This is a genomic window from Lentzea sp. NPDC051208 (assembly GCF_040682435.1).
In the GTDB taxonomy this organism is placed as follows: domain Bacteria; phylum Actinomycetota; class Actinomycetes; order Mycobacteriales; family Pseudonocardiaceae; genus Lentzea; species Lentzea kristufekii.
On the sequence record NZ_JBFBAW010000017.1, the window covers coordinates 163,134 to 180,040 of the forward strand.

The window sequence follows — 16,907 nt, forward strand, 5'->3', positions numbered from 1 at the left end:
GCACGCCCCGGTTGGCAACGATGAGGGCCGATGCCGCGCGCAATCGTGAGAAGGTGCTGGTAGCGGCACGGGAGCTGTTCGCGGAACAGGGCTTCGACGTACCGCTGGACGAGATCGCGGCGAAGGCGGGCGTCGGCCCCGGCACGGTCTACCGGCACTTCCCGACGAAGCAGGCGCTGTTCCAGGCCGTCACGGAGGCGCGCGTGTCGGCCATGATCGCGTCGGCGGAACCGTCGGCCGACGCCGGCGCGGACCTGTTCGCGTTCCTGGGCAAGATGGCGGACGAGGCGACGGCGAAGCGGGACATGTCCGACGCGATCGCGGTGCCCTCAGAGCTGCGCGACAGCCTGCACGCCACCCTCGGCGGGCTGCTGGCCCGGGCCCAGGAGGCGGGGGCCGTCCGCGCCGACATCACGACGAAGGACCTCGTCGCGTTGATGAAGGGGATGCTGCAGAGCATGCACGAGGGCGCGAATCCGGCCGTGCTGCTGGAGATCGTGCTGAGCGGGCTTCAGTCGAGCCGGAAGCCGTAGGGCAGTTCGAGGCGGTGGCGGGCCAGCAGCGCGGAGTCCGCGAGGATCTCGCGCGTCGGTCCGTCCGCCACGACCACACCGTCGTCGATCAGCACGCTGCGGGGGCAGATCTGCAGCGCGAACGGCAGGTCGTGCGTGACCATCAGCATGGTGGGGGCCAACGAGAGCAGCAGCTCGGCGAGTTCGCGGCGGGCCACCGGTTCGAGGTTCGCCGACGGCTCGTCCAGCACCAGGATCTCCGGCGAGCAGGCCAGCACCGAGGCCAGCGCGACCCGGCGCCGCTGACCGCCGGACAGGTGCAGCGGCGAACGGTCCGCGACGGACTCCATTCCCACCGACCGCAACGCCTCCTGCACACGGGCGTCCACATCGGACATGCCGAAGTTGCGCGGCCCGAACGCGACGTCCTCCCCCACGGTCGGGGAGAACAGCTGGTCGTCGGGGTCCTGGAAGACGAGCCCGACGCGGCGCCGGATCTCCCGCAGGTTCTGCTTGCGCACCTCGAGCCCGGCGACCGAGATCGACCCCGAGCCGCCGCCGAGGACTCCGTTGAGGTGCAACGCGAAGGTGGTCTTGCCGGCGCCGTTCGGGCCGAGCACCGCGACGCGTTCGCCGTGCTCGACGCGCAGGTCGACGCCGAACAACGCCTGGTGCCCGTCCGGGTAGGCGAAGGCGAGCTTCGAGACCTCCAGGGCAGCGGCGGCAGGGGTCTCGGGAACGATCGTCGCCGAGCCTCCCGGCCTGCCCGTCCAGCCGCGCGACACCATCGCGAGATGCACCCTCTCTCCGCGTTCGTAGGACCGGATGAACAACGTGCCGACCGACCGGGCCACCGCGCCCGCCTGCCACAGGAAGCGCGGGTCGTCACCACGGGAGACGCGGGCGACGCTCATGCGTTTCGCCTCGCCCACGACGACTTCGCCGTACCGCAGCATCAGCGTGGCGATCATGATCAGCGGCGCCGGCACCCGCAACGTCTGCAGGCCGCGCAGCAGGTCCGCCGGCGCTGTCGTGGCGGCCAGGGTCAGGCTGACCAGGACGCCCAGCGTGCCCTTGGCGAGGATGTTCCAGCCCGCCAGGGAACCCTCGACCGACACGGAGAAGCCGAGGAAGCCGGTGCGCGGATCCGTGCCGAAGATCGGCAGCAGGAACGCGAGCACCACGAACGGCACCTCGATCACCGCGCGCTTCACGAACCACAGCACGGGCACCCGCGCCACGAACCACGCCGCGACGATCAGCAGCAGGTACAGGCCGAACAGCGGGAACATCGTGCGCGGGGTCGCGACGACGCCCAGCACCGCCCCGAACGCCACGAGGATCTTCACGTGCGGCGCGAGGCGGTGCACCGGCGAGTCGCCGGCGTGGTGCAGGACGTCGTGGGCGCCGCTCACTACGCGTCGGACTTCTTGCGCAGCACCCAGAACAGGCCGAACGAGATGGCCAGCACCACGACCACGCCGAGCACGCCCGCGAGGCCGGTGAACTTGTCGTCACCGCCCAACGCGTAGTCGGCGAACGTGCTGCCGGAGAACGGGTGCTCCTGGGCGTGCTCGGCGATGCCGGTGTCCTCGACGGTCTTGTCCAGGCCGTCCGGGTCGCCCGACGCGAAGTACGACAGCACTCCCGCGATCAGCAGTGACACGAACGCGAACCCGATGAAGAACTTCTTCACGACCGGACCTCCAGCGGCTTGCGGCTGCCCTTGAGCAGGTACACGAGGTCGGGACGGATCGACGCGACCGAGGTGACCGTGACGGCGGTGATCAGGCCCTCGCCGATGCCGATCAGCGCGTGCAGGCCCCACATCAGCAACGCGACCTTGCCGATCTCCACGCCGCCCGCGCCGCCGATCGCGTACTCGACGACGAAGCCGGTGGCGGCCAGCAGGGTGTTCACGAACGCGGAGACGAACGCGACGGCCGCGAGACCGCCCTTGCCGCGCTCGGCGACCTTGCGCAGCGCGACGGCGACGAGGAACCCGCTCGCGGTGCCGATCAGCGCCATGTTGGTGACGTTGGCGCCCAGCGCGGTGAGGCCGCCGTCCGCGAACAGCAGCGCCTGCACGACGAGCACGATCGTCACGCACAGCGCGCCGACGTACGGGCCGACCAGGATCGCCGCGAGCGCACCGCCCAGCAGGTGCCCGGAGGCGCCGGGCAGGATCGGGAAGTTGATCATCTGGACGGCGAAGATGAAGGTGGCCACCAGGCCGGCCATCGGCGCCGTGCGGTCGTCGAGGTCCACACGGGCCTTGACCAACGCGAACCCGACGCCCGCCGCCGCGATGACGAGGAAGACGACCGACACCGGCGCGTTCAGCAGACCGTCGCTCATGTGCATGGCAACAGGTGACATGAGCAGTCACGCTAATTGCCGGACCTCGGCTGTGGCTAGAACGTTGCAACAACGATGTGCGGGCAAGAAGGCGGTGATCGTCACAGCGCCCGCTAGTCATCGGATGACTTCTGCGGTTAGATCCGTTCCGCCGCCGCCACGGCACGGAGGGACGAACAGTGACAGAGCTGTCGCGTAGAACCTTTTTGTACGGGACGGGCGCGGCCGTCGGGGCCTCCGCACTCGGGGTGGGCACCGCGGTCGCGGAATCGGAAACATCGGGTCACAACGTGCACCGGGACGTCGTCCGCGACGCCCGCATGGAGTGGCGGAGACTGCCGCAGAACTGGGGTGACAGCCCGTTCCTCGCCAACGGCTTCCTGGGAGTCCAGGTCTACGCGGGCCGCACCGCGAACGAGCTGAAGCTCATGCTCAGCCACTCCGAGGTGCAGGACCAGCGCGAGCACTGGGAGGCGGCGGTCGGCCTGTCCCGGCTGCCGATCGGCTACCTGACCCTGCAGTTCGCCGGCGCGATCACCGCCGTCGACTGGACCCTCGACCTGTGGAACGCCGAGCTCACCGGCTCCGTGACGACCACGCAGGGCAGCGCCACGTTCACGATGCTCGTGCACAACTCGCGCAGCACGTTCCTCGCCTCCGTGAAGGGTGAGGTGACCTGGGGTTTCCAGCCGCTGGAGTCGTCGACGACCCGCCAGATCCGCAGGCCGGCGGACTACACGGCCAACCCGGCGCCGACTCCGGGCACCGCCAACGGCGTCTCCTACGCCGCCCAGCCGCTGCTCGCGGGCGGTGGCTACACAACCGCCTGGCAGACTCGCAACGGCCGTTTCGCGGCCCACGTGGCGTACACACACCCTGCGAACACGCACACGTCCGACGCGATCCGCGAGGTGCGTCAGGCGTTGGCGATCCCGTTCGAGGTGCTGACGCTGCAGCACCGCCGCTGGTGGAACGCCTACTTCGCGAAGTCGCTGGTCTCGGTGCCGGACAAGCTCGTGCAGCGCTTCTACTGGTTGCAGCTCTACAAGATGGCGGCGGCGACCCGCGCGGACGCGCCGGTCATCTCCGAGTGGGGCCCGTGGTTCCCCGAGCAGGGCAACAGCTGGACGGCCGTGTGGTGGAACCTCAACGTCCAGATCTCGTATCCGCTGGTCAACGGCTCGAACCACCACGAGCTCGACGCGGTGACGACGACGTTGAAGCGGTTCGAGCACAACCTCGAACTCAACGTGAACCCCGCTTACCGCGACGGCAACTCGTACGCGATCTGCCACCCCGGCGACCGCACGCTGCGCTCCGGGCCGCGCTACTGCGGCGTTCCGGGAGTCGCGCCGAACGACCATACGGGCAATCTTCTGTGGGCCTGCCACAACGTCTGGCTGGGCTACCGGCACACGATGGACGAGAAGATCCTCAAGGACGTCCTCTTCCCGATCCTGACGAAGGCGGTCAACTACTACGCGCGGTTCCTCGTCGAGGGCGCGGACGGGAAGCTGCACCTGCCGGAGACGCGCTCACCGGAGTACGCGAACGCCACGGACACGACGTACGACCTCTCGCTGATCCGCTGGGGCGTGCGCACGCTGCTGACCATCGAGGAGAACGCGCGCTGGCGTGACATCGCCAACCGGCTCGTGCCGTACCACCTGGGCCCGAACGGCGCGTTGATCGGCAAGGACGTCTCGCTCAACGACTCGCACCGCCACTTCTCGCACATGCTGTGGTTCTACCCGCTGCGCGAACTCACCTACGACATGCCGGAACACCGCGCGCTCATCGACAGGACGTTCGACCACTGGGTGTCGCGGCAGCAGGCGTGGGCCGGGTACAGCTACGGCGCCGCGTCCGCGATGGCGTCGGCGATGGGACGGCCGGAGGAGGCGCTGTCGTTCCTGCGCCACTTCCTCGACCGCAAGCAGGTCGGCTCGAACGCCGTGCTGACCGAGAACACCTTCTACCGCGAGGGAGGCAACCTCGCGATCGAGTCGCCGTTGATGTCCGGCCAGGCCGTGCTGGAGATGATGGTCCAGTCGCACAACGACGTCGTGCGCGTCTTCCCGTCTGTTTCGTCCACTTGGGCCGATGCGTCCATCTCGTCGTTGCGCACGCAAGGAGCGTTCCTTGTGGACGCTTCGCGCTCTTCCGGCCGGACCGACTGGGTGAAGATCCATTCGGAAGCGGGCTCACCTTTGTTGCTGGAGCACGGAATCAAGGGCGACATCGACGTCCGCGACACGTGGGGACGGCGCCTGGAGTACAAGACTCGTGGCGCCGCCGTCGAAATCCCGCTTCGCCGAGGTCAGAGCGCCATCGTCTCACGTCGTGGCACACGCCCCGACGTCTCGGCACGTGATGTGGAGGCCAACGGCTCGTCTTCGCGCTGGGGTCTGCCGTAACGTCCGAATTCGATCATTCGGAACGTGCGTGGACGAGTGGGGTGTGCGGTGGATCTTCAACACTGGCTCAACGAGGCGCTGGCCAACCACGAGAAGTGGACGGCGGAGTACGGCTCCTTCACACCCCACTCGTCGCTGCAGGTCGACCCGGCGCTCTTCGGCTCGGCGCTCGCCGAGCTCCAGGACCGCCTGCGCGACAACTACCCGTTCTTCCACCCGCGGTACGCAGGCCAGATGCTCAAGCCGCCGCACCCCGCGGCCGTCGTGGGCTACCTGTCCGCGATGCTGATCAACCCGAACAACCACGCCCTGGACGGCGGTCCCGCGACCGCAGCCATGGAACGTGAGGTCGTCTCGGACCTGGCGACGATGTTCGGCTACGGCGAGCAGCACCTCGGCCACCTGACGTCGAGCGGCACGATCGCGAACCTGGAGGCGTTGTTCGTCGCCCGTTCGCTGCATCCGACCCGTGGCGTCGCGTACTCCTCCGAGGCTCACTACACGCACTCACGCATGTGCGGCGTGCTCGGCATCGAGGGTTTCCCCGTCGCCGTGGACGGCGTGGGCCGCATGGATCTGGACGCGCTCGAGGAGCTCTTGAAGACCGGCAAGGCCGGAACGGTCGTGGTCACTCCGGGAACTACCGCTTTGGGTGCCATCGAACAGGTGCATCTTGTGCTGGACGTAGCACGCCGCTACGACGCACGGGTGCACGTGGACGGCGCGTATGGCGGCTTCTTCACCCTGCTCGCGGGCACCGACCTCGCACCGGAGCCGTGGGCGGCTATCGCCTCCTGCGACTCCGTGGTGGTCGACCCGCACAAACACGGCCTACAGCCCTACGGCTGCGGCGCGGTCCTTTTCCGCGACCCGTCCGTGGGCCGCTTCTACCTCCACGACTCCCCGTACACCTATTTCACGTCCGACGAGATGCACCTCGGTGAAATCAGCCTGGAATGCTCGCGCGCCGGCGCTGCGGCGGCCGGCCTGTGGCTGACCCTCCGCCTGCTCCCCCTGACCCGTGAGGGCCTGGGCGAGGTCCTGGCGGCCGGACGGCGGGCAGCCGTGCGGTGGGCGTCGATCATCCGGGAGTCGGAGGGCCTGGAGCTCTACCAGGAGCCCGAGCTCGACATCGTCACGTACTTCCCGCGGACCGACCCGCTGACCCTGTCGGCCGTGGACGCCGCTTCCCACCGCGTGATGGAAACGGGCATGAACGCACCCGTCGACCCGATCTTCCTGAGCGTGGCACGGGCGTCGAAGAGCGCGTTCGCCGCCCGCCACCCCGAGGTCGGGGCCGACGCGGACGGTGCGCGGGTGCTGCGCAGCGTGCTGATGAAGCCGGAGTCCGAGGACTACCTCGACACCCTGCACGCGCGGGTGCTCAGCCTGCTCTGAAGGCCTGGTCAGGGGCCTTCCCTCGGACAGACCAGACAGCGGACGAACGCCGAAATGGGCGACTCACCCCCGGTGAGTCGCCCACAGCCGCGAGGATCAGCCGTGCTTGGCGCGCCGGCCGGACCGGCGCGGCGGCAGCGGCGTGTCTCCGCGCAGGTCGAGGCGGCGCTGCTCGCCGTTGGCCTCCAGATGCGTGACCATGCGGCGCAGCATCTCGGCCAGCGACTGGGCTTCCGACGACTCCAGCGGGTCGCTGACGAAGACCTCTTCCTCGTTGAACTTGGGGAAGAGGTCGGCCATCAGTTCTTCACCCTCAGGGGTGAGCCGCAGGACCGCGAGGCGCCCGTCGGTCGGGTGGCCCATGCGCTCCAGCAGGCCCCGCGACTGCAGCGTCTTGGCGACGCCCGTCAGGGTCCCCTTGGAGATCCCGGCCTCCTCGGCGACGTACCGCGTCTCCATCTCGCCCCAGATCCACACGACCCAGAGCACGACGAAGCCGGTCCAGGTCAGATCGCTGGTGCGCAGCACCGAGTTCTCGAGGTGCTGGCGGATCGCGGTAGCGGCGCGGTGGATGTTCGACACCGCCGCCATCTGCTCGCGACGCAGCGGCACCGCACCGAGTTTGGCCTGGACGGCTTTCTCGGTCTCGGCAATCGTGTGGTGACCAGACAACTCAAAGTCTCCCGTGCTCGAGCTCAGGTGTTCCCGGCACAATACTTGCGGTTCCGAACTATGTCTGTGATGTGGTGCGAGTCGGTCCGCAACCACTTTGATCACGATCCCACATCGTGCATGATCTCGTGACGGTCGTCACCCGTCCAGTTACGGACTGTTGCCCCGTGGTGGACGATGAGTGTGGAGCACCCGACGGGGACCAATGACGGTCTTTGCTCCACGGACGGGTCGATAGCGTTTGCGCCTCAACGTTATCCCCTCCGCGCCAGCGACACACTGTGCCGGAAAGGTAGTTCGACGTGGTCGGTGAACAGGTGACACGGGAACTCGCGGCAAGACTCGGCGAGGACGGGATCGACGTGGTGCGCGTCGTCTTCCCAGACCTGCTCGGCACCGACCGGGGCCGTGACGTCCTCGTAGAGCACCTACCTGCGGTTACCCAGCGCGGACTGTCGTTCTGCCGGGCCGTGTACAGCACCACGCCCGGCGGCAAGACCACCGAGAACGGGGGTGTGCTCGACGCCGGGCTGCCCGACGTGATCGTGGTCCCCGACCTCGACACGCTGCTCCCGATCCCCTGGGAGCCGGGGGTGGCGTGGTGCATCGGCGACGCGGTGAGCCCGGCCGACGAAAGACCCGTGGACGAATCGCCCCGGCAGGTGCTGCGCAGGGCGCTGGAAATATTCGAGACCACGGGGCTCACCCCGGTCGTGGGGCCCGAGCTGGAATATTTTCTCTGCGAGCCGGACGAAGATCGCCCGAACGGGTGGCGCCCGTACTGTGACGAACCCGGCAACGTCTACGCGACCGGACGCCGCGGCGATTCTGACGGTCATCTGTTGAGAACTCTTCGCACGCTCAGTTCGGCGGGGCTCCAAACGACCGGCGGCAACCACGAGTACGCCGGCGGGCAGTTCGAAATCAACCTCGTCCATTCGCCCGCCATGGACGCGGCCGATCGCGCGTTCCGGTTCAAGACGAGCGTCAAGGAACTGGCCCGGCGCGAAGGCCGGATGGCCACGTTCATGGCCAAGCCGTTCAACGACGGCGGCGGCAGCGGCTTCCACCTGCACCTGTCGTGCCACGAGAAGGACGGCCGCAACGCGTTCCAGGCGCCCGGCACCACCAGCGGCCTGTCCGACGAGGCGCGCTGGGCCATCGGCGGCATCCTCAAGCACGCCCCGGCGCTGGCCGCGCTGCTCAACCCGACGGTCAACTCCTACAAGCGGTTCGGGCCGGACTCGCTCGCGCCGTGGCTGATCGACTGGGGCCTCGACAACCGCAGCGCGATGCTGCGGGTGCCGGCCGAGCGCGGCGACACGACCCGGCTCGAACTGCGGCTCGGCGACGCGAGCGCGAACCCGTACCTCGGCATCGCGGGCCTCATCGCGGCCACCTACCTGGGCATCCGCGACCAGATCGAACCGCCGCGGCCGTCGGCCGGCTACGGCTACGACCCGTCGAAGGCCCCGACGCTGCCCGCCACGCTGCCCGACGCCCTCGCCTACCTGGAGGAGGACACGGCGATGGTCGACGTGCTGGGCAAGGACTTCGTGCGGTCCTATGTGGACTTCAAGTGGGAGGAGGTGGCCCGGTTCCAGCGGTTCGTGACCGACTGGGAGTTCACCGAATACGCGTACCACCTATAGTTCACCTGCGATGACTGCACTCACGGACCGGCTCACCTCGATCGCCGACGAAGACGAACTGTTCGACGCCTTCTCCCACTGGGCGACCGAGCGCGGCCTCGCGCTGTACCCGGCGCAGGAGGAAGCGGTCATCGAGCTCGTCTCGGGGGCCAACGTCATCCTGAGCACGCCCACGGGGTCGGGCAAGAGCCTGGTCGCCATCGGCGCCCACCTGGTCGCGATGGCGGCGAACCAGCGCAGCTTCTACACCGCGCCGATCAAGGCCCTGGTCTCGGAGAAGTTCTTCGCGCTGTGCGAGGTGTTCGGGCCGGAGAACGTCGGCATGATGACCGGCGACGCCAGCGTCAACGACCAGGCGCCCATCATCTGCTGCACCGCGGAGATCCTCGCGAACATCGCCCTGCGCGACGGCCACACGGCCGACGTCGGCCAGGTCGTCATGGACGAGTTCCACTTCTACAGCGAGCCCGACCGCGGCTGGGCCTGGCAGGTGCCGATCGTCGAGCTGCCGCAGGCCCAGTTCCTGCTGATGTCGGCGACGCTGGGCGACGTCTCGTTCTTCGAGAAGGACCTGACCCGGCGCACCGGCAGGCCGACGGCGGTGGTCCGCTCGGCGCAGCGCCCGGTTCCGTTGAACTTCCAGTACGTCTCCACGCCGTTGCACGAGACGATCGAAGACCTGCTGCACGGCCGTGAGGCGCCGATCTACGTCGTGCACTTCACCCAGGCCGCCGCGCTGGAGCGCGCGCAGTCGCTGATGAGCGTCAACGTCGCCACGAAGCCGGAGAAGGAGCAGATCGCCGCCACGATCGGCAACTTCCGGTTCTCGTCCGGGTTCGGCAAGACGCTCTCGCGGCTCGTGCGGCACGGCATCGGCGTGCACCACGCCGGCATGCTGCCGAAGTACCGCCGCCTGGTCGAGCAGCTCGCGCAGGCCGGTCTGCTGAAGGTCATCTGCGGTACGGACACCCTCGGCGTCGGCATCAACGTGCCGATCCGCACGGTCGTGTTCACGGCGTTGTCGAAGTACGACGGCACTCGCACGCGCATCCTGAAGGCCCGCGAGTTCCACCAGATCGCCGGACGGGCGGGCCGCGCGGGCTACGACACCGTCGGCACGGTCGTCGTGCAGGCGCCCGAGCACGAGGTCGAGAACATCAAGGCGCTGGCGAAGGCCGGCGACGACCCGAAGAAGCGCCGCAAGGTCGTGCGCAAGAAGGCTCCCGACGGGTTCGTGTCGTGGAGCGAGTCGACGTTCGAACGGCTCGTCGGCGCCGAGCCGGAGCCGCTGACGTCGTCGTTCCAGGTCTCGCACGCCATGCTGCTGAACGTGATCGGCCGGCCCGCCGGTGGCGCGTTCCAGGCCATGCGGCACCTGCTCGAGGACAACCACGAGGACCGCCCGAAGCAGCTCAAGCACATCCGCCGCGCGCTCGCGATGTACCGGGCGCTGGTCGCGGCGGGGGTCGTCGAACGCCACGGTGACGACTTCCAGCTCACCGTCGACCTGCAGTTCAACTTCGCGCTGAACCAGCCGCTGTCGCCGTTCGCGCTGGCCGCGATCGAGCTGCTCGACCGCGAGGCGCCGGGGTACGAGCTGGACGTGCTGTCGGTGATCGAGTCCATTCTGGACGATCCGCGGCAGATCCTGGGCGCGCAGGAGCACAAGGCGCGCGGCGAGGCGATCGGTGCCATGAAGGCCGACGGCATCGAGTACGACCAGCGGATGGAACTGCTGGACGAGGTCACGTACCCGAAGCCGCTCGTCGAGCTGCTCGACGCGGCGATGTTCACCTACCGCCGCGGCCACCCGTGGGTCGACGACTACAACCTGTCCCCCAAGTCCGTCGTGCGCGACATGTACGAGCGCGCGATGACGTTCACGGAGTACGTGGCGTTCTACGGCCTGGCGCGCTCCGAGGGCCTCGTGCTGCGGTACCTGGCCGACGCCTACAAGACGCTGTCGCAGACGGTGCCGGACGAGGCGAAGACCGAGGAGCTCAACGACCTGATCTCGTGGCTGGGCGAGCTCGTCCGCCAGGTCGACTCGTCGCTGATCGACGAGTGGGAGAAGCTCACCAACCCGGACGCCCCCGAGCAGGAGGTCCGCGTCGACCTGCCGCCCGCGGTCACCCGCAACGTCCGGGCGTTCCGCGTCCTGGTCCGCAACGCCCTGTTCCGCCGCGTCGAACTGGCCGCCAAGCGCGACTGGTACTCGCTGGGCGAGCTCGACCACGAGTCGGGCTGGACGGCCAAGGAGTGGATGGACGCGCTGGAGCCGTACTTCGAGGAGCACTCGGACATCGGCGCGGGCCCGAACGCGCGCGGCCCGGCGTTCCTGATCATCAACGTCGAGCGCGAGCGCTGGGTGTGCCGGCAGATCTTCGAGGACCCGGCCGGGGACAAGGACTGGGGCTTCAACGCCGAGGTCGACCTGGCCGCGTCCGACGAACTCGGCGAGGCGGTCGTGACGATCACGGACGTCGGCAGGCTGTAGTCCGCGGAACGGGCGGCTATTTCCGCTTGAACCGAACGACTGAACCCGGCCCTGGCGCGCCACACCGCATTGCAGCAGAAGAGTTAATACGCGGGCCGGGAAGTCCCCCGGCCGCGCAACTCAATGCCGCGATTCCCGCGGCGCAGGCCACACCGTTCGGCCTGACGCGACCCGTTCTACCTGGCACGAAGACCGACGCAGCACCAGGAAGCCTGGCTAAACACCGAAAGCGCGTTCATTTCAGCCGGTCACGAGAAGTGCGCGCCAGTTGAGACGAGTGCCAGTTGAGACGGAATGCGCAATCGATTGACTGAGTGCTCTTCTCGGGGCACCATCATTGCGCCGAACCACAACGGTCGGGATATGGTGGTGCCCAGTGGGGGAAATTTCTGGCGCAGCACGTCTGGAGGAATCCGTGGACCCGGCACTGGACGCCTTGCGCGACCGGCTGGCGGAGATCATCGCGTCACCGCCGGACAACACCGAAGAGCTCGTGGACACGCTGAGCGGTCTGGCCAAGCTCTCGAACCAGTGGTCGGAGGCGATCCAGGCGCTGCGCGCGCCCACCCGCAGACTCGTCGGCCCGGCCGCCGCCGCCTCCGTGAGCGTCGCCGCCCGTCGCGCCGAGGAGTCGTTCATCGAGCTGGAGATCACGCTCGGTGACGCGCTGGCGGCCCAGCCCCGCGCGATCCGGCAGCCCTGAAAGCGCCTTCCTCCCGCCGCCGGGCCACTCGTTCACCGACGAAACCGCCCGACTGGCCTGACCAGGCAACTGCACGTTGCGTGATAACACCACCGGTCTCCCACCCGAGACGCACCCGATCGGAGGGTTTCCGCACGTCCTCCGTCTGACGGATGATGCGCCCGTTCGGGGTTTCAGGGCGGGAGGGGGCGCTCGTCGTACACACGCTGTGCAACCGGACCCCCGCAGCGGATCACCCTCCGTGAGCGGGCATGATCGCGTATCCGACGCCCTCGGCTCACCAGGCGCGCGATGACCGAGCGTGGTCCAATCGCGCCACGTGAGGATCGGCCGTACACAGTTTGGACTCGATCTCGAATGACCTCAGGTCTGCCCTGCCCCATCTGCGAGGGGCCGGATCGACGTGGCAGCCTCGAACGCTCGCTGCGGGTGCTCGCCGTCGACGACGAGGCACCCGCGCTGGAAGACCTCGTCTACCTGTTGCGCTCCGATCCGCGCATCGCTCACGTGGAAGCGGTCACCGACGCCACCAAGGCGTTGCGCGTGCTGCACCGCGCGATGGACGCCGGGCAGCCGTTGGACGCGGTGTTCCTCGACATCCGCATGCCGGGGCTCGATGGTCTCGACCTCGCCCGCGTGCTCTCGCGGTTCGCGCAGCCACCGCCCGTCGTGTTCGTGACGGCGCACCAGCAGCCCGCCGTGGAGGCGTTCGAACTCAAGGCGCTCGACTACCTCCTCAAGCCCGTGCGCCCGGAACGGCTCGCGGAGTCCGTGCACCGCATCGTGCACGAGGTCTGGGACTCGAAGACCGCCACCGAGCCGGCCACCCCGGCTCCGGCGCAGCCCTCGAACTCCACGCCGCCGGAGATGGGTGACGAGGTCATCCCCGTCGAGCTCGGCGGCGTCACCCGGTTCATCCGCCTCGCCGACATCCGGTACGTGGAGGCGCACGGCGACTACGCCCGCCTGCACACCGCGACGGGCAGCGGCCTGGTGCGCGCGGCGCTGAACGGCCTGGAAGAGCGCTGGCGCAGCGCGGGGTTCGTCCGCATCCACCGCAGCCACCTGGTCTCGATCGGTCACATCGACGAACTGCGGCTGGAGGAAGGACACCTGAGCGTCACGATCGGCGGCGCGGTGCTGCCGGTCAGCCGCCGGCACGCCCGGCACCTGCGGCAGCTGCTGGTCCGCCGCGCCCGTCCCACGCCCGGCGCGGGTCAGCCCGCCGGTGTCCTGCAACCGAGGAACGGGCTCGGGTCGTGACGACGCCGCCACCCCGGAGGCCGGTGGAGAAGCCGACCCAGCGCGTGGTGGTGACGAGCCCGCGCACGCGGGCACCCCGTGCGCGCCGCCCGTACTCGGGCACGCGCGAGATCAACGAGCAGAGCGAGCTCGGCGCCGTCTACATGCGCACGCTGATCCGGGCGCAACGGCGGCTGGGCCTGTCGGTGTGCCTGGTGGCGACCGGGGCCCTGGCCCTGTTGCCGTTGCTGTTCGCGATCGATCCGGAGCTCGGCAAGTTCCGGATCCTCGGCCTGGGGCTGCCGTGGTTCCTGCTGTGCGTGGCGACGTGCCCGATGCTGCTGCTGGCCGGCTGGTTCTACGTGCGGCAGGCCGAGCGCAGTGAACGCGAGTTCGCGGAGCTGGTCGAACGTCCATGACGAGTGGTTACGCCGTCGTGGCGGTGCTGGTCGTCGCACTGGGCACGATCCTGGTCGGCGCCTACGGACTGCGCGTCTCCCGCACCACGTCCGACTTCTACGTCGCCTCGCGCACCGTCTCGCCGTGGTGGAACGCCTCGGCGATCGGCGGTGAGTACCTCTCCGCCGCGTCGTTCGTCGGCATCGCCGGGCTGATCTTCGCCTACGGGCCGGACATGCTGTGGTTCCCGGTCGGCTACACCGCCGGGTACCTCGTGCTGCTGACGATGGTCGCGGCGCCGCTGCGGCGTTCCGGCGCCTACACGCTGCCCGACTTCGCCGAGGCCCGCTTCCGGTCGCGCGGCGTGCGCGCGGTCGCGTCGATCCTGGCGCTGGCGATCGGCTGGCTGTACCTGCTGCCCCAGCTGGAGGGCGCGGGCCTGACGCTGAACACGGTGACGGGCGCGCCGGACTGGGTGGGCGCGCTGATCGTCACGGTGGTCGTGACCGTGAACGTGATGTCGGGCGGGATGCGGTCGATCACGTTCGTGCAGGCGTTCCAGTACTGGCTCAAGCTCACCGCGATCACCGTGCCGATCGTGTTCCTGATCGTCGCGTGGCAGGTGCACGGATCCGAGCCGCTGACCAAGCCCGAGTACCCGGTCTTCCGGCAGGACACCGAGGTCACGTTCCAGCGCCCGACCACGATCCACGCCGACGCGTTCATCTCCATCAGGGGCACCGGCGAGATCGACGGCGCCCGCGTCGAGAACACCGTCGTCGTGCTGCCCGAGGGCTACCACCGCATCGGGCAGGGCTCGGAGTTCACGTTCCCGAAGGACGCGCCGGTCCCGCATCTGTCCACAATGGCCCACAACACCAACGAGATGTGGTCGCTGCCGATGTCGAGCGGCCAGGACTTCCCGTTGTACGGCGCGTATTCGCTCATCATCGCGACGTTCCTGGGCACCATGGGCCTGCCGCACGTGATCGTGCGCTTCTACACGAACCCGAACGGCACCGCGGCGCGCCGCACGACGTTGATCGTGCTGGGCCTGCTGTCCGTCTTCTACCTGATGCCACCGATGTACGGCGCCCTGGGCCGTCTGTACACACCGGAACTGCTGATGACCGGCCAGACCGACGCCGTGGTGCTCGTGCTGCCGACGCGGATGATCGAAGGCATCGGCGGGCAGTTGCTGGGCGCGCTGGTGGCGGGTGGCGCCTTCGCGGCGTTCCTCTCCACGTCGTCGGGCCTGGTGGTGTCGCTGGCGGGTGTGCTGTCGCAGGACGTGCTGCGCCTGGGCGGCGTGCGCGGTTTCCGGATCTCCACGGTGCTCGCGGGCCTCGTGCCGTTGGCGATGACGTTCATCTCGACCGGCATGCCCGTCGCGGACATGGTCGGGTTGGCGTTCGCGGTGGCGGCGTCGTCGTTGTGCCCGTTGCTGATGCTGGGAATCTGGTCGAGTCGCATCACGAAGGCCGGTGCCATCGCCGGGATGCTCGCGGGCGGCGTTCCGGCGCTGACCGCGGGCCTCGTCACGATGTTCACCGACACCGGCGACGCCTGGTACGAGATCCTGCTGTCGCGCCCGGCCGCGTGGACGGTCCCGCTCGGTTTCACCGTGATGTACGTCGTCTCGCTGCTCACCCCGCGGCACCTGCCTTCGGGAGTGCAGCGCACGATGGTCAAGCTCCACGCGCCCGAGAACCTCGGGCTGGACGGCTCCGGCTCCTCCTCGGCCGACGAGCGAAGCTAGTGTCGAGACACCATTAGAAGGTGACGCGCCCATGCAAGACTTCCTCACCGCCGCCGCGATCCTGGTAGTCGGCGGAGCGGCCGTCCTCGTCCTGTGGCGGGGCACGCGCAACAAGCAGTCGCTCTCGACCGAGGCCCAGCGCGTCACCTACGAAACACTCCACACGGCCTGGTCCGCCGCACCCCCGTTGCGCGCGGGCCTCGTCCCGGACGCGGCGAAGAAGTCGGCCCGCCACCTGCGCACGTTGCTGGACACCCCCGCCCTGGCGCTGACCGACGAAACGGAGGTCGTCGCCTGGGAAGGCGTCTCCGACCACCACGCGGCCGACGCCATGACCCAGGCCGAGGACGTCTTCCTGACCGGCCGCACCCAGGCGTTCGACATACGCTGCGCCGAACCGAACTGCCCGATCAACTGCGCCGTGGTCGCCCCTTTGACCGTCGAGGGCCGCGTGGTCGGCACCCTCGCCGCCTACTCGCGCGAAGCCTCCGCGGGCCTGGTCCGCGCGACGAACCAGGTCGCCCGCTGGGCGGCGGGCCAGCTGGAACTGGCCGAACTCGACCGCTCCCGAACCCGCCTGGTCGAAGCCGAGGTGCGCGCCCTGCGAGCCCAGATCTCCCCGCACTTCATCTACAACTCGCTCTCCGCCATCGCCTCCTACGTCCGCACCAACCCGGAACGGGCCCGAACCCTGCTCCTGGACTTCGCGGACTTCACCCGCTACTCCTTCCGCCGCCACGGCGACTTCACCACCCTCGCCGAGGAGCTCCGCTCCATCGACCAGTACCTGGCCCTGGAGCGAGCCCGCTTCGGCGAACGCCTGAAGGTGACGCTGCAGGTGGCACCCGAGGTGCTCCCGGTGACGGTCCCTTTCCTCTGTCTGCAACCCCTGGTGGAGAACGCCGTCCGGCACGGCATGGAGGGCAAGGTGGAACCGGGCCACATCCAGATCTACGCGAACGACGGCGGCGCCGAAGCCCACATCACGATCGAGGACGACGGCATCGGCATGGACCCGGAAAAGCTCCGCCGCACGCTCGCCGGCCAGGTGGACGAGTCCGCCGGAATAGGCCTGGGCAACATCGACGAACGCCTCCGCCGCGTCTACGGCGACGAGTACGGCCTGGTCGTGGAGACCGCCTGCGGGCTGGGCACGAAGATCACCGTGCGGGTGCCGAAGTACCACGCCGGCATCAACGGCATTTGACTTCTCCCTGCGTTGAAGGACAGGGATTCCCACCCGCCGTGTGGCGGGTAGCGCTTATGCGCTGTGCCTCGCGGCGCGGGGTTCCTGTTTC

Annotated in this window: 14 protein-coding genes and 1 pseudogene; 10 read left to right on the forward strand and 5 right to left on the reverse strand. The window is 68.9% G+C overall.

All coding sequences use genetic code 11. The annotated features are described in order from the left end of the window. Positions 1-20 precede the first annotated feature (20 nt). A complete protein-coding gene (locus AB0M48_RS34650; RefSeq protein ID WP_258950395.1) occupies positions 21-533 on the forward strand; it encodes a helix-turn-helix domain-containing protein in 513 nt (170 codons plus the stop codon). On the opposite strand, the gene AB0M48_RS34655 is transcribed toward AB0M48_RS34650, so the two are convergent. The 4 genes and pseudogenes from AB0M48_RS34655 to AB0M48_RS34670 form a co-directional block, all read right to left on the reverse strand. Then, entirely contained in the window at positions 512-1,300 is a 789-nt protein-coding gene (locus AB0M48_RS34655; protein WP_363849919.1) for an ATP-binding cassette domain-containing protein, read from the reverse strand. The two genes, AB0M48_RS34650 and AB0M48_RS34655, sit on opposite strands and share 22 nt — an antisense overlap. Beyond that, positions 1,289-1,927 (reverse strand): annotated as a pseudogene (gene cbiQ / locus AB0M48_RS34660) (cobalt ECF transporter T component CbiQ); the annotation flags it as partial. The gene AB0M48_RS34655 and the pseudogene cbiQ, both read right to left, overlap by 12 nt. Then, positions 1,927-2,208 carry a PDGLE domain-containing protein gene (locus tag AB0M48_RS34665; protein WP_363849892.1) on the reverse strand — a complete coding sequence of 94 codons (282 nt, stop codon included), beginning with the start codon at positions 2,206-2,208 and terminating at the stop codon, positions 1,927-1,929. The gene AB0M48_RS34665 and the pseudogene cbiQ, both read right to left, overlap by 1 nt. Next, positions 2,205-2,891, reverse strand: coding sequence for an energy-coupling factor ABC transporter permease (locus AB0M48_RS34670; RefSeq protein ID WP_363849894.1), 687 nt, complete (start codon positions 2,889-2,891; stop codon positions 2,205-2,207). The genes AB0M48_RS34665 and AB0M48_RS34670 overlap by 4 nt, the downstream gene beginning before the upstream one ends. A 269-nt stretch (positions 2,892-3,160) precedes the next feature. Here AB0M48_RS34670 and AB0M48_RS34675 point away from each other — a divergent pair, with 269 nt between their 5' ends. Continuing rightward, positions 3,161-5,287, forward strand: coding sequence for a glycoside hydrolase family 95-like protein (locus AB0M48_RS34675; RefSeq protein WP_363849895.1), 2,127 nt, complete (start codon positions 3,161-3,163; stop codon positions 5,285-5,287). Between the two features lie 48 nt (positions 5,288-5,335). Beyond that, positions 5,336-6,685 (forward strand): aminotransferase class I/II-fold pyridoxal phosphate-dependent enzyme, encoded by a 1,350-nt coding sequence (locus tag AB0M48_RS34680; RefSeq protein ID WP_363849897.1) that lies wholly within the window; start codon positions 5,336-5,338, stop codon positions 6,683-6,685. Positions 6,686-6,781: 96 nt separating this feature from the next. On the opposite strand, the gene AB0M48_RS34685 is transcribed toward AB0M48_RS34680, so the two are convergent. Further along, complete coding sequence (locus AB0M48_RS34685; RefSeq protein ID WP_245816540.1) at positions 6,782-7,297, reverse strand: MarR family transcriptional regulator; 516 nt, start codon at positions 7,295-7,297, stop codon at positions 6,782-6,784. Between the two features lie 362 nt (positions 7,298-7,659). Between AB0M48_RS34685 and AB0M48_RS34690 the strand changes: the two genes are divergently transcribed. The 7 genes from AB0M48_RS34690 (at position 7,660) to AB0M48_RS34720 (ending at position 16,816) form a co-directional block, all read left to right on the forward strand. After that, on the forward strand, positions 7,660-9,009 hold the full coding sequence (locus AB0M48_RS34690; RefSeq protein WP_363849899.1) for a glutamine synthetase family protein: 1,350 nt from the start codon (positions 7,660-7,662) through the stop codon (positions 9,007-9,009). Positions 9,010-9,019: 10 nt separating this feature from the next. Continuing rightward, the gene (locus AB0M48_RS34695) at positions 9,020-11,506 is read left to right on the forward strand and encodes a DUF3516 domain-containing protein (RefSeq protein WP_319982981.1); all 2,487 of its coding nucleotides are present in this window, start codon (positions 9,020-9,022) and stop codon (positions 11,504-11,506) included. A gap of 415 nt (positions 11,507-11,921) precedes the next feature. Beyond that, on the forward strand, positions 11,922-12,209 hold the full coding sequence (locus AB0M48_RS34700; protein WP_363849901.1) for a hypothetical protein: 288 nt from the start codon (positions 11,922-11,924) through the stop codon (positions 12,207-12,209). A gap of 357 nt (positions 12,210-12,566) precedes the next feature. Beyond that, complete coding sequence (locus AB0M48_RS34705) at positions 12,567-13,472, forward strand: LytTR family DNA-binding domain-containing protein (protein ID WP_363849903.1); 906 nt, start codon at positions 12,567-12,569, stop codon at positions 13,470-13,472. Positions 13,473-13,495: 23 nt separating this feature from the next. After that, complete coding sequence (locus tag AB0M48_RS34710; RefSeq protein ID WP_266034585.1) at positions 13,496-13,870, forward strand: hypothetical protein; 375 nt, start codon at positions 13,496-13,498, stop codon at positions 13,868-13,870. Then, positions 13,867-15,609 (forward strand): cation acetate symporter, encoded by a 1,743-nt coding sequence (locus AB0M48_RS34715; RefSeq protein ID WP_363849905.1) that lies wholly within the window; start codon positions 13,867-13,869, stop codon positions 15,607-15,609. The genes AB0M48_RS34710 and AB0M48_RS34715 overlap by 4 nt, the downstream gene beginning before the upstream one ends. 31 nt (positions 15,610-15,640) lie before the next feature. After that, positions 15,641-16,816 carry a histidine kinase gene (locus AB0M48_RS34720; protein ID WP_363849907.1) on the forward strand — a complete coding sequence of 392 codons (1,176 nt, stop codon included), beginning with the start codon at positions 15,641-15,643 and terminating at the stop codon, positions 16,814-16,816. The last annotated feature ends 91 nt before the right edge of the window (positions 16,817-16,907 follow it).